General features: G+C 71.6%; 14 protein-coding genes. 7 read left to right on the forward strand and 7 right to left on the reverse strand.

Annotated features, from left to right (window positions below):
• Window positions 1–127: 127 nt before the first annotated feature.
• From FHX82_RS10145 to FHX82_RS10155, 3 genes are all read right to left on the reverse strand, one after another.
• A complete protein-coding gene (locus FHX82_RS10145; protein WP_145938262.1) occupies window positions 128–1,522 on the reverse strand; it encodes a serine/threonine-protein kinase in 1,395 nt (464 codons plus the stop codon).
• A gap of 23 nt (window positions 1,523–1,545) precedes the next feature.
• Window positions 1,546–1,752, reverse strand: a complete 207-nt coding sequence (locus tag FHX82_RS10150) for a cold-shock protein (RefSeq protein ID WP_144642812.1) — start codon at window positions 1,750–1,752, stop codon at window positions 1,546–1,548.
• 100 nt (window positions 1,753–1,852) lie between these two features.
• Window positions 1,853–2,467: an AIM24 family protein gene (locus FHX82_RS10155; protein ID WP_145938261.1), complete on the reverse strand. Its 615-nt coding sequence runs from the start codon at window positions 2,465–2,467 to the stop codon at window positions 1,853–1,855.
• 63 nt (window positions 2,468–2,530) lie between these two features.
• Between FHX82_RS10155 and moeA the strand changes: the two genes are divergently transcribed.
• Both moeA and FHX82_RS10165 read left to right on the forward strand, forming a co-directional pair.
• The gene (gene moeA, locus FHX82_RS10160; protein WP_145938260.1) at window positions 2,531–3,742 is read left to right on the forward strand and encodes a molybdopterin molybdotransferase MoeA; all 1,212 of its coding nucleotides are present in this window, start codon (window positions 2,531–2,533) and stop codon (window positions 3,740–3,742) included.
• A gap of 11 nt (window positions 3,743–3,753) precedes the next feature.
• Window positions 3,754–4,029, forward strand: a complete 276-nt coding sequence (locus tag FHX82_RS10165) for a GlsB/YeaQ/YmgE family stress response membrane protein (RefSeq protein ID WP_145938259.1) — start codon at window positions 3,754–3,756, stop codon at window positions 4,027–4,029.
• A 12-nt stretch (window positions 4,030–4,041) separates the two neighbouring features.
• Here FHX82_RS10165 and FHX82_RS10170 read toward each other — a convergent pair whose 3' ends face one another.
• Window positions 4,042–4,212 carry a hypothetical protein gene (locus FHX82_RS10170; protein ID WP_183176539.1) on the reverse strand — a complete coding sequence of 57 codons (171 nt, stop codon included), beginning with the start codon at window positions 4,210–4,212 and terminating at the stop codon, window positions 4,042–4,044.
• Window positions 4,213–4,415: 203 nt separating this feature from the next.
• Between FHX82_RS10170 and FHX82_RS10175 the strand changes: the two genes are divergently transcribed.
• Genes FHX82_RS10175 through FHX82_RS10185 form a run of 3 tightly spaced genes read left to right on the forward strand, consistent with a single transcriptional unit; the run spans window position 4,416 to window position 8,312 of the window.
• Complete coding sequence (locus tag FHX82_RS10175) at window positions 4,416–5,135, forward strand: phosphatidylserine decarboxylase (protein WP_145938258.1); 720 nt, start codon at window positions 4,416–4,418, stop codon at window positions 5,133–5,135.
• A gap of 4 nt (window positions 5,136–5,139) precedes the next feature.
• Entirely contained in the window at window positions 5,140–6,090 is a 951-nt protein-coding gene (gene pssA, locus FHX82_RS10180; RefSeq protein WP_145938257.1) for a CDP-diacylglycerol--serine O-phosphatidyltransferase, read from the forward strand.
• A 26-nt stretch (window positions 6,091–6,116) separates the two neighbouring features.
• Window positions 6,117–8,312, forward strand: a complete 2,196-nt coding sequence (locus FHX82_RS10185; protein ID WP_145938256.1) for an AAA family ATPase — start codon at window positions 6,117–6,119, stop codon at window positions 8,310–8,312.
• Window positions 8,313–8,349: 37 nt separating this feature from the next.
• On the opposite strand, the gene FHX82_RS10190 is transcribed toward FHX82_RS10185, so the two are convergent.
• Together FHX82_RS10190 and FHX82_RS10195 are read right to left on the reverse strand one after the other, a co-directional pair.
• Complete coding sequence (locus FHX82_RS10190; RefSeq protein WP_145938255.1) at window positions 8,350–9,009, reverse strand: LytR C-terminal domain-containing protein; 660 nt, start codon at window positions 9,007–9,009, stop codon at window positions 8,350–8,352.
• Window positions 9,006–9,314, reverse strand: coding sequence for a DUF3263 domain-containing protein (locus FHX82_RS10195; RefSeq protein ID WP_145938254.1), 309 nt, complete (start codon window positions 9,312–9,314; stop codon window positions 9,006–9,008). The genes FHX82_RS10190 and FHX82_RS10195 overlap by 4 nt, the downstream gene beginning before the upstream one ends.
• A 128-nt stretch (window positions 9,315–9,442) precedes the next feature.
• Here FHX82_RS10195 and FHX82_RS10200 point away from each other — a divergent pair, with 128 nt between their 5' ends.
• The gene (locus tag FHX82_RS10200) at window positions 9,443–10,000 is read left to right on the forward strand and encodes a peptide deformylase (RefSeq protein WP_145938253.1); all 558 of its coding nucleotides are present in this window, start codon (window positions 9,443–9,445) and stop codon (window positions 9,998–10,000) included.
• Between the two features lie 51 nt (window positions 10,001–10,051).
• Here FHX82_RS10200 and FHX82_RS10205 read toward each other — a convergent pair whose 3' ends face one another.
• Window positions 10,052–10,666 (reverse strand): excalibur calcium-binding domain-containing protein, encoded by a 615-nt coding sequence (locus tag FHX82_RS10205; RefSeq protein WP_229881231.1) that lies wholly within the window; start codon window positions 10,664–10,666, stop codon window positions 10,052–10,054.
• A 315-nt stretch (window positions 10,667–10,981) separates the two neighbouring features.
• On the opposite strand from FHX82_RS10205, the gene FHX82_RS10210 reads away from it, so the two are divergent.
• Window positions 10,982–12,472 (forward strand): exonuclease domain-containing protein, encoded by a 1,491-nt coding sequence (locus FHX82_RS10210; protein WP_229881234.1) that lies wholly within the window; start codon window positions 10,982–10,984, stop codon window positions 12,470–12,472.
• Window positions 12,473–12,539 lie beyond the last annotated feature (67 nt).

A 12,539-nucleotide genomic window follows, 5' to 3' on the forward strand; every position in this document is an offset into this window, starting at 1 on the left:
CGACGGACGACCATTCCCCGGGACCCCGGGGCCGGCCTCACCGTCCCGACCTCTGTCTGGCACTCGACGGTGCCGAGTGCCAATGTCGTGTTTAGCACTCTCCCCCCGAGAGTGCAAGAACCGCTGCTCAGGCCGAGGGACGGATGGAGATCGTGGCGGGTGGCCGGGCGCCCGAGGACGGCCCAGCGGTGGCCCCACCGGTCGGTCCGACCGGGATGTCCGGCGCGGTGGTCTCCGGCGTCCCGCCGCCCCCGTTCCCGGCCAGGAGGACGGCCGTGACCACCCCGGCGGCCACGACGAGCGCGCCGAGCAGCAGCCACAGCCACAGGAGGCTCTTCTTCTTTGCGGGTTGCTGCTGCGGATAGCCGTAGGGGTTGCCGAAGGGAGGCGTGGAGTACCCGGACGAGTGACCCCCGTAGCCCGGCTGCTGCTGTGGATAGGGCTGTGGATACTGGGGCGGCTGCTGGGGATGCTGCTGTCCCCAGGCGGGCTGCTGCCCGTAACCGGACGGGTGATCGGCCTGCCGCGGCCACTGCTCGGTCGGCCGCGCCCATCCGCCCTGCTGCTGCCACTGCTGCGGAGACTGCTGAGGCTGCTGACCCGGGTGCGGCTGCTGCTGGGTCGGCTGCTCGCCGAACGGATCGGGCTGCTGTCGCTGCGGCTGCCCGTCGCCCTGCGCCGCGGGCCCGAGCGCCTTGCGCGCGGCCGCGATCAGCTCACCGCAGCTGTCGAACCGGTCCGCGGGGTTCTTCGCCATGCCCCGCCGGATGACGTCGTCGACCGACGGCGGCAGCGACGCCACCCGCGACACCGCGGGCGGCTCGCCCGCCAGATGCCCCTTGATGACCGTCGGCACGTCGCCGGTGAACGGCGGGCCGCCGGTGAGGCACGCGTAGAGCACACAGGCGAGCGCGTACTGGTCCGTCCGGCCGTCGAGCGGCTCGCCGCGCAGGTGCTCCGGCGCGGCGTACGTCGGCGACCCGAGGAAGTCACCGCCCCGCGTGCGGTGCCCCGTCGCGCCCCGGCGGGTCAGCCCGAAGTCGGCGACGTACACGTGCTCGCGCGCCGACTCGCGACTCGTCACCAGCACGTTGGCCGGTTTGACGTCGAGGTGGACCAGGCCGCGGCTGTGCAGGCTGTCCAACGCGTCCGCGACCTGGTCCAGCAGGCGCAGCGCGCGGGCGGGCGACATCGGCCCCGCCGAGATCAGGCTCGCCAGGTCCGCACCGTCCACCAGCCGCATGGCGATGTAGTGCATGCCGTCGATCTCGCCGAAGTCGTACAGGGGAACGACGTTGGCGTGGTCGATGGCCGAGGTGTTGCGTGCCTCGTCGACGAACCGCTCGCGGAACTCGGCGTCGGCACCGAGGTGCTCACCGATCACCTTCAAGGCGACCTTGCGCCCGAGCCGGACGTCAGTCGCCCTGTACATGACACTCATGCCGCCCTTGCCGAGCACTCCGTCTATGCGGTAGTTGCCCAGCCGGCGACCGGTGAGGTCCCCCGAGACATCGCCTGTCACACAGCGCAGCCTAGCGCCAGTGCTCAGGACAGTTTGCGAACGTCCGCCGCCTGGCTCCGGCCGTCCCGACCGGCCTGAATCTCGAACTCGACCTTGTCCCCTTCGTCGAGGGTACGGAATCCGTCGGACTGGATCGCCGAATAATGCACAAATACGTCAGGGCCTTCGGGCGATGCGATGAACCCGTAGCCTTTTTCGGAATTGAACCACTTGACCGTGCCGACTGCCACGGCGTCCTCCTTGCCACCAAAGAACACTGGGACCGTGCCGAACCGGTGTCCCAAGATGGCGATCACGCTACCGGAATAATGGGCGTGAGCAATGGGCAATTCACCGAGATTTACGAGCCTGCACCAGAACGGTCCCCGGCCCGGCGAAGTCGAGCGCGAGCCCCTCGCCCGTCCGGATCGACTGCGGACCCGACGGATCGACCGCGCGCAGGCGGCACTGGACCGCGTCCGGATACGCCAGCAGGTACGGCGGCCGGACGGTGATCAGCTCCCCCGCCTCGATCTTCAACGCGTCCACCGGGCCCGCGCACGCGAGCACGAGCGGCCCGGTTCCGCTGTAGTGCTCCAGGAAACCGTTGTCACCGCCGAAGAGCGCCTGCAGCGGCTGCCACCCGGGGTCGACGCGGATGGTGGCGGGCCGCGCGAGGAACGCCTGGCGGTGGACGTTCCAGCCGGACCGCCCGTCCATCTCCAGCGGGTAGACGTCGCCGGGGCCGGCGGGCGCGAGGTCGAGCCAGCCGCCCTCCTTGGGCGCGGTGAACACGGATGGCTGGCCCTTGCCGTGGGCGCGCAGCCCGCCGCGGGACTGCTGCACCTCGGTGATGCCGAAGCTGCTGGCGAGCAGGGTGTCGGGCACGGCCTGCACCGCCTCGCCGGGCGCGAGGCTGATCCGCGCCACGCCGAACGCGGGCGTGTGCCGTGTGTGGACCTGCACCGAACCTCCCCCGAAGGCTGATCGAAACGGGGTGAGTGTCGCACGCGGCGCCGGACGGGCAGGATGGTTCCCGTGGTTTCCGTCGACGAATACCGTGCCGAGATCCGCTCGCTGCTGGGTACGGCCCCCGCCGTGGCGCTGCCGTTGCTCGACTGCGCGGGGCTGGTGCTGGCCGAGGACGTGCTCGCGGGGGTTTCCCTGCCGCCGTTCGACAACTCCGCGATGGACGGGTACGCGGTGCGCGCGGCCGACGTCGCCGGGGCGAGCGCGGACAGCCCGGTGGAGCTGCCCGTGGGCGAGGACATCCCGGCAGGCCGCATCGATGTGCCCGACCTGCCGCCCGGTACTGCCCACCGGATCATGACGGGCGCCCCGCTGCCGCCGGGTGCGGACAGCGTGGTGATGGTCGAGCGCACCGACGGCGGCGTCGAGCGCGTGCGCGTCTTCGAGCCGGTCGCGCCGGGCACGCATCTGCGCCGCGTCGGCGAGGACGTCGCCAAGGGCACGGTGGCGCTGACGGCGGGCACGGTGCTCGGCCCGGCGCAGCTGGGTCTCGCGTCCGCGGTGGGGCTGGCCGAGCTGAACGTGTACCGGCCGCTGCGGGTGCTGGTGGTGTCGACGGGCACGGAGCTCGTGGTCCCGCCGCAACCGCTGGAGCACGGGCAGATCTACGAGTCCAACAGCATCACGCTCGCCGCCGGGATCCGCGCGCTGGGCTGCGAGGTCGAGACCGCCATCAGCACCGACGACGTGGGCCTGTTCCGAGACGCCATCGAACCGCGGGTCGGCGAGTTCGACCTCGTCGTCACGTCGGGCGGAGTGAGCGCGGGCGCGTACGAGGTGGTCAAGGACGCGCTGACCGGGCTGGGCGTGACGTTCAAGAAGGTCGCGATGCAGCCGGGCGGACCACAGGGCAACGGCCGGTGGAACGGGGTGCCCGTGGTGACGCTGCCCGGCAACCCGGTGAGCGTGCTGGTGTCGTTCGAGGTGTTCCTGCGCCCGGCGCTGCTGGCCGCGCTCGGCCACCGCGACATCGACCGCCACCGGGTGCGCGCGCGGCTGACGGAGGGCCTGAAGTCCCCGTCCGGTCGGCGTCAGTTCCGCCGCGGCTACTACTGGCAGCGCGAAGGCCAGGTGACCGGCGAGGTCGGCCCGCGCGGGGGCCCCGGCTCGCACCTGCTCGCGGCGTTCACGCAGGCCAACTGCCTGATCGTGCTGCCGGAGGACGTCACCGAGGCGCCCGAGGGCACCGAGGTCGACGTGCTCCTCCTTTAGAGTGAGGCACTGTGGGCTTCTTCTCGTGGATCATCTTCGGGGCGCTGGCGGGCTGGGCGGCGAACCTCGTCATCGGCGGCCGGGAGCGGCGTCGGCAGGGCTGCGTGGTCAGCGTGCTGGTCGGGGTGGTCGGCGCGGCGCTCGGCGGCCTGCTCTACCGGCTCGTGACCGGGCACGAGAAGTCGTTCGAATTCGACTTCCCGAGCTTCGGCGTGGCCGTGCTCGGCTCGGTGGTGCTGCTCGGCGTCCTGCGGCTGGTGCTGGGCCTGCGTAATCGCGGGAAGTAGTCTACCCTTCACTCACCGTGTCGGCGCTTCGTCGGGGGAAGCGTCGGCACGGCCATTGCGCACGATCGACACCGCGGTCGCCAGATCCACCAGAGTGGGGATCGGCACGCTCGCAATGTCCCGTCGCCAGCGCTCGAACAGCTCGGCAAGACGCCCTTCGGGCGAAAAGTCGGGCGCTGTCATGACGGGTCCTCTCTGCTCTTACTACGTTCTGCATCGGCCGAGCTGACTTTGTGTTAACACGCCGCACGTGGATGGGTTCCCCCTCACAGCCGGGCCCGCCCACGCCGAGCGGTAGCGTGGTTACCCGGACCGGCGAAACGCCACGCCGGAGCCGTCCCGGTCGATACCGATCGGTGACCTTTTCAGCTACCTCCGGGAAAGTGATGAGCCCCAAGACGCCGGAGCAGGCGGGCAACCCCGTTGCCCACGCCCTGCAGCTGGCCCGCGAGACCCTCCCCCCGATGCACCCCGCGGGACGCCCGTTCGTGGCCGGTGGCATCGCCGCCACCCTGCTGCTGCGCAGGTTGTCGAAGCCACTCGGGCTCGTCGGCGGCCTGGCCACGCTGGCCACGGCGGCCTTCTTCCGCGAGCCGAAGCGCGTGCCGCCGACCCGCGGCGGGCTGGCGCTCGCGTCGGCCGACGGCATCGTGTCGCTCATCGAGGAGGCCACGCCGCCGCCCGAGCTGGGCCTGCCCGCCGAGCCGCGGATGCGCGTGAGCGTCTTCCTGTCGGTGTTCGACGTGCACGTCCAGCGCGCGCCCGCGACCGGTGTCGTCGAGCGCGTCGCGTACCGGCCCGGCAAGTTCCTGTCCGCCGACCTGGACAAGGCCAGCGACGACAACGAACGGAACTCCGTGCTGGTGCGGACCGTGGACGGGCACGAGCTCGTCGTGGTCCAGATCGCGGGACTCGTGGCCCGCCGCATCTTGTGCGAGATCGCCGAAGGCGACAAACTCGCGGCCGGCGACACGTACGGCTTGATCCGCTTCGGCTCCCGCGTGGACCTCTACCTGCCCCCCGGCAGCCGGGTCCTGGTCAGCAAGGGCCAGCGCACGATCGGCGGCGAGACGCCGATCGCCGAGCTTCCCCAGGGGAAGGACTGAGGGCATGGTCCGGGTGGTGACCCCGAGCGTCCGGCTGCTGCCGAACGCCATCACGGTGCTCGCGCTGTGCGCGGGCCTGTCGGCGGTGCAGTTCGCGCTGAGCCACAACTACGTGCTGGCGATCGGCGCGATCGGCGTGGCCGCGGTGCTGGACAGCCTCGACGGCCGGATCGCCCGTCTGCTCGACGCGACGTCGAAGATGGGCGCGGAGCTGGACTCGCTGTCCGACGCGATCTCGTTCGGCGTCGCCCCCGCGCTCGTGCTCTACATCTGGCACACCGACACCGAGCGCATCGGCTGGGTCACGTCGCTGGTGTTCGCGGTGTGCATCGTGCTGCGGCTGGCCCGGTTCAACACGCTGCTCGAAGTCGAGAAACCGCCTTACGCGAACGAGTTCTTCGTCGGCGTGCCCGCGCCGGCAGGCGGTCTGCTGGTGCTGCTGCCACTGGTGCTGGTGCTGGAGTACGGCGACGGCTGGTGGTCCGCCCGGCCCGTGGTGTGGGTGTGGACGGTCGGCATCGCGTTGCTGCTGATCAGCCGCATCCCGACGTTGTCGCTGAAGACGGTGAAGGCCCCGGCGAAGGCCGTCGCGCCGCTGCTGGTGGGCGTGGGCCTGCTGGCCGCGGCGATCATCCAGTACCCCCTGATCGCGCTGGCGGTGGCGCTGCTGCTGTACCTCGCGCACATCCCGTACTCGGTCCGCCGCTACCACTGGCTGGCGAACCACCCGGAGGCGTGGCACGTGCCGTTGCGGGAGCGCCGGGCCATCCGCCGCGCCCGCAGCACCCGCCGGCTGCGGCTGCGCCGCCCGACGCTCGCCGGGGCCGCCCGGCTGTCGCGCCTGCCCCGCAACCAGCCGGAGCACGTGGTGCGCGTGCGGACGTTCCCGCCGGACGGCGAGGACCGCAACCGCAGGCGCAGCTGGCGCCGGATGGGCCTGCGCCGCAACCGCTGACGCCGGCGCGCCCTTAAGGTGGGCACGTGAGCGAGCCCGAGATCACCCTGACCCTGCGGCACACCCCGTCCGCGCTGGACATCCGCCGCGGTGTGGTCCGGCTGCACCCGGAGGTGCTCGACGCGCTCGGGCTGCGCGCGTGGGACGCCGTGCACCTCACCGGCGCCCGCCGCACGGCCGCGCTCGCCGCACCCGCCGACGGCGCCGGCACGCCGGGCGTGGTGCTGGTGGACGACGTGACGATGTCCAACCTCGGCGTCACGGAAGGCGCTGAGGTGGTGGTCGCCCCGGCCGGGGTGTCCGCCGCGCGCAGCGTCACGGTCGCGGGTTCGCGGCTGGCCAGCGCGTCGGTCTCGCCGAACACCCTGCGGCTCGCGTTGATCGGGAAGGTGGTCACGGTCGGGGACGCCGTGTCCCTGCTGCCGCAGGACCTCGCGCCCCCGCCGGGCGCGGACGTGGCGTCGGTGCGCGGGCAGCTGTCCCGCGCGATCGGTGCCACGTGGACCAGCGAGCTGCTCACGGTCACCGCGACGGAACCGGTCGGAGCGGTCGCCGTGGGGCAGTCGACGGTGGTGAGCTGGCGCGACGGCACCCGCCCTGTGTCCACAGTGGAGACTCCTGCGCCCGCTCCCGTTGTCGCTCCGGAGGAGGAAGTCGCGACGATCCCGGTGACGGACCTCATCGGCGCGCAGGCGCAGGCCCGGACGCTGGCGGAGTGGTTCGACCTCGCGTTCCACCGGCCGGAGCTGCTCGCGCGGCTCGGCGCGACGGCCCAGCTCGGGGTGCTCCTGTCGGGCGCCGAGGGGGTCGGGAAGGCGACGTTGGTGCGGTCGGTCGCCGCGGCGGAGGACGTGCGGGTGCTCTGCCTCGCCGCGCCCAGCATCGCTGTGCTGGAGCCGAACGCCGCTGTCACGGCGCTGCGCGAGACGATCGCGAAGGCGCCGGCGGACGGCCCGGCGGTGCTGCTGCTCACCGATGTCGACGCGCTGCTGCCCGTGGCCAACCAGCCCCCGGTGGCGACGATCGTGCTGGACGAGTTGCGCACGGCGTTGACGAAGCCGAACTTCGCGGTGGTCGCGACGACGGCGCGGCCGGAGTCGTGTGATCCGCGGCTGCGCAACCCCGACCTGTTGGACCGCGAGCTGGCGATCCCGTTGCCGGACGCGAAGGTCCGCACCGAGTTGTTGCGCCTGCTGTTGCGGGACGTTCCGGTCGAGTCCGGTGTGGACTGTGGTGCACTGGCGGAGAAAACGCCGGGGTTCGTGGCGGCGGACCTGATCGCCCTCCGCCGGGATGCCGCGTTGCGAGCGGCGCTGCGTCAGCGTGAGGCCGAGGAGCCCCGGATCGCGCAACAGGATTTGCTCGACGCGCTGGCCACGGTCCGGCCGATTTCGATGTCCACTTCGGACAGCCTTGCGACGGGCGGGTTGAGCCTGGAGGACGTCGGCGACATGGCCGAGGTGAAGCAGTCGCTGACCGAGGCCGTGCTGTGGCCGTTGCGCTACCCGGATTCGTTCGCCCGACTGGGGGTCGCGCCGCCGCGTGGGGTGTTGCTGTACGGGCCGCCTGGCGGTGGCAAGACTTTCCTGGTGCGGGCGCTGGCGGGCACGGGTGCGTTGAACGTGTTCGCCGTCAAGGGCGCCGAGTTGCTGGACAAGTGGGTCGGCGAGTCGGAGCGGGCGGTGCGGGAGCTGTTCCGCCGGGCCGCGGACGCCGCCCCGGCGTTGATCTTCCTGGACGAGGTGGACGCGCTCGCGCCGCGGCGTGGTCAGTCGAGTGATTCCGGGGTGTCGGACCGCGTGGTCGCGGCGCTGCTGACGGAGCTGGACGGTGTCGAGCCGATGCGGGACGTGGTGGTGCTGGGTGCCACCAACCGGCCGGAGCTGGTGGATCCGGCGCTACTGCGTCCGGGCCGCCTGGAGCGCCTGGTGTACGTACCACCGCCGGACGCACAGGCCCGCGCGGACATCCTCCGCGCGACGGCGCGCAACACGCCACTGGCGTCCGATGTGGACCTGGCCGAGGTGGCCGCCGGTCTGGACGGGTACTCGGCCGCGGACTGCGCGGGGCTCATCAGGGAGGCCGCACTGACGGCGATGCGCGAATCCCTGGAGGCGACGGAGGTCACCGCGGAGCACCTGCGAAAGGCACGGTCCGTGGTGCGACCTTCGTTGGATCCGGCACAGCTGGCCGCCCTGGAAGCCTACGCCCGGCGGGAGTAAGCGCTTCCAACCTTCGTCCACAAGGGACTGAAAGCGCTTACGAGCCCTTCGCTCGCAGACCCTGGTAGTCCTTCGTCAGGATGACGATCACGCCAGGGGTCGCGTTCTGGATACCCTCGAAGCGGGGCTCCGCCTTCATTCCGAACCACTCGGCGAGCGCCTTCGCGGCGGTCTCCTCATCCGTGCCGGGCGTGTAGTACGCCGTGCTGGTCGGGATGATGCCGTACGGGTAGGGCGCCTCCTCGACGACGTTCCAGCCCGCCGCCCGGAAGTCGGCACCCGCGCGGGCGGCGAGGCCCTGGATGGTGCTGTTGTTGTAGACCCGGACCGGCACCCACTTCGCGTCGGCCTGGTCGGCGGGCACCCCGCCCTGGCCGTTCTGCGGACCGGTCGGCGCGCCCGGCTGGCCGGTGCCCGGAGCACCACCAGGCGGCACAGCCGTCCCGGCCGGCGGGGGTGTGCTCGTGCCCGGCGGCGGCACCGTGCTGCTGGGCGGCACCGAAGACGACGGGCTGCTCGGCGCCGCACTGCTGGCGGACGTACCCGGCGGCGTCGTCACGGGCGGCTCGGCCGTGTTGTTGCCGTTACCGCCCGTGACGGCGGTGACGATGCCAATGATGGCGGCGATGGCCGCGATCCCGAGGAGCGCGACGCCCGCGAGGCGCATCGGCCGGGACAGTCCCTGCAGGAAGTTCATCGTCCCTCAATCCCCAGTCGCCGGGCGACCCGCTTGCGCTGCCGCGTGGTGCGGACCTTGCGCAGCCGCTTCACCAGCATGGGATCGGCCTGCAGGGCTTCGGGCTTCTCGAGCAACTGGTTGAGCAGCTGGTAGTACCGTGTCGACGAGAGGCCGAACTTCTCGCGGATCGCCTCCTCCTTGGCCCCCGCGTAGCGCCACCACTGGCGCTCGAAGGCCAGGATGGCGACCTCGCGCTCGGACAGGCCGGCAGGGGGATCGGGCGGGGACGGCCGCCCGTCGGCCATCGACTCCGCGGCGTCCATCTGACTCCTCAAAATCGCCGAAGAACACGGTTGTCGTTCCGCGGCGCCATTGAACCACGGGGACACCCCGCGGGCGCGGGATCACGGCCCGGCGCGTCACGGTGCACGGATGGGTACGATCGCTCTTCGTGACGATTCACCCCATCCGCATCGCCGGTGACCCCGTGCTGCACCACCCCACGCGCGAGGTGGAGAAGTTCGACGACGAGCTGCGCACGCTGACCGAGGACATGTTCGAGACGATGTACGCCGCCGAAGGGGTGGGCCTCGCGGCCAACCAGATCGGCGTCGACCTGCGGGTGTTCGTCTACGACTGCAACGACGACGAGGGCGTCCAGCACAAGGGCCTGGTGGTGAACCCGAAGCTGGAGACGTCCGAGATCCCCGAGACGATGCCCGACCCCGACGACGACTGGGAGGGCTGCCTGTCCGCGCCCGGCGAGTCGTACCCGACGGGCCGCGCGAAGTGGGCCAAGGTGACCGGCTTCGACCTCGACGGCAACCCGATCGAGGTGGAGGGCACGGGGTACTTCGCTCGCTGTCTGCAGCACGAGACCGACCACCTGGATGGCTACATCTACCTCGATCGGCTGATCGGGCGCCACGCCCGTGACGCGAAGCGCATGCTCAAGCGCAACAAGTGGGGAGTGCCGGGGCTGTCCTGGCTGCCGCCGAAGGAACCGTGAGCCGCTGACGGCCTTTCGCGGCCGCGAAGGCGGCGGAAGGGCTATGACCTGCTACTCGCAGGCCACTCCGTCGTTGTCGCGGTCCAGCTTCGAGCTGTAGCCGGGCTCGCCGCGGTACAGGGGGGCCGCGTGGGCCGCTCTCGCTGCCGCGCAGTTCGGGTAGTACGGGGCCGAACCGCTGTCGCTCTCGTCCTCGGTCGGTGCCGGGGCGGGTTCGGCCTCCGTGGTGGTCACCTTTGGCTTGGCCGGCGCGGGCGCAGGCGCCGGAGCGGGGTGGTCGATGTCGCCGGCGCACGGCGGCGCCCACAGCCCCACCGCGGCCGCGTGTGCCTGGGCCTCGGCGGTCCGCAGCGCCGAAACCGCGGCGTCGGCGGCCCGGACGTACCCCGTCTGCAGCGCGCGCGTCGCATAGTCACTGCCGTCCGCCAGCGCGAGCGACGCGGTGAGGTCGGTCGCGGTCGCGGTCAGGGACGTCAAGGTCACCCGCTGGTTCAACAACTGCGTCGTGGCCCACGCCACGGACTCCGGCGCGAAACAACCGGACGCCGCCGGCGCCTTCACGCCCAGTACCTGCACCGTCTTCCGCGCTCCCCGCGGATCGGTCACCTCGACCGTCGCCGCGTTGACGACGCTGACCACCGTGTAGACGTCCGGCGGAGGCGCCACAGAAGTGCTCGTCCGCGTCGATGTCGGCGTCGGCGAAGCGGGAGCCGCGGCCTGCTGCCGCACCGGCGGAGGTGACTGCGCACCGAAGATCGCACCCAGCAAGAAAAACACCGCCAGCACGCCCAGTGTGATCAACAACCAACGCGGCGGGCGAGACGGAACGGGGGCGGCAGAAGTCATGACTGTCCTCTGATTTCGGGCGCCGGACATGGCGTACTGCCGTTTTCTCGGAAATCGCGGCCACGGCGTTACAACCGCGGCCGGAAAAACGATGCACCTTCCGGCAACACACGCTTCCCGGACAGGAGACAGGCCGTGCCCGAAGTCGTCGACGTGCTCCAACTCTCCCGCGACGGCCGGTCCGCGGTGGACGGCTTGGAGTTCACCGCCATCGATTTCGAGACCACCGCGTTGCATCCCGGGCACATCATCGAACTGGCCGCGGTCCGCACCACCGCCGACGGAACCGTGCTCGGAGAACTCAGCACGCTCGTGAACCCTGGCCCCGGAATCCCTTCCGGCCCCGTGCGGGTTCATGGAATCACGCGCCGGGAATTGGATTCGGCGCCGACCCTGCCCGAAGCCTTCGCGTTTTTCGCCGACCTGTTCTCGGGCAGCGTGCTCGTCGCGCACAACCTCGCCTTCGAAGCCCGTTTCCTGCGCCGCGAGCTGGAACGGTACGGGCTACGGCTCGGCGCCCTGCCCGGCGTCTGCACGCTGACCACGGCCCGCTCCACGCTCCAGCTGCCGAACTACCGCCTCGCCACGGTGTCGAGCTCGCTCGGTCTCACGGACTTCTCCGCGCACACCGCCCTCGGCGACGCCCGCGCCTGCGCTCAGGTCGTCACCACCCTGGTGCGGGCACACGGTTTGCGCCTGAACGAACAACCCGTGTTCGCGCCGTTGCCGAGACTGCCGAAGACCCGTGCTCTCACGCCCCGGCAGGTTCCCACGATGAGTCCTGTGTGGACAGCCGAGCTGCCGGAACGCATTGCGGTGACAACCACTTCCGCCGATCCGGTGCTCGAAGAGGCGTACCTGGAGCTGCTCGGCAACGCGCTGGCGGACCGGCACATCTCGGCCGACGAGGGCGCCGCGCTCACCCGGCTCGCGGCCGAAGCCGGGTTGACCCGCGAGGACCTGCACCGCATCCACACCGGCTTCGTACAGGGCATGCAGGCCGTCGCGGAAGCCGACGGGATCCTGACCACCGAGGAGGTCGCCGACCTCAGGACCGTCGCCGCCGCGCTCGACGTGCCCGATCTCGTCGCGGAACTGCGGCCGACCGAGCAGGCCGAGCGGCCCACGCGGGTACTCGTGCTCGGGCGGGGCGCCGATGCCGACGAACTCCGCGCGGCCGTTCTCATGCAGGGGCTGCAGCTGGCCAAGAACCTGACCGCTTCGGTGACGCACCTGGTGGCCTGCCCGGACGTACCCGCGTCGGAAACCCGGCTGCGACGGGCGGCGGAGCTGCGGGTTCCGGTCCTCGACAGCCGCACCGCCCGCGCGCGCCTCGGCCTCGCGGAGCCCGCGGCGCCGGTGCCACCGCCGCGCGTGCCGGTGCCCGCCACGGCGCAGATGCCCGCCACGCCAGCGCCGCCCGCCGTCCCGGCTCCGCGGCAGGGACCCGCGGTGTGGGGTGGGCGGGTGGTCACGGCGCTCGGCCTGGTGCTCGTCTTCGTGGCGGCGGTCGCCGAGTTCGGTGGGGCGCCGCTGTCGGCCGGGCTCATGTTCTTCGTGCTCGGCACCGGGATCGCGATCGGCGGCTGGTACCTGGGCGAACGCTGGCGGGTTCGCTCCTCGTGAACGAACCGCACGACCACCCGAGGCGGGCGCACACTGGGGTGTAACGGTGTAATCCCGAGAAGGTGGT

Origin of the sequence: Amycolatopsis bartoniae (genome assembly GCF_014191255.1) — a bacterium.
Lineage (GTDB): Bacteria > Actinomycetota > Actinomycetes > Mycobacteriales > Pseudonocardiaceae > Amycolatopsis_E > Amycolatopsis_E bartoniae.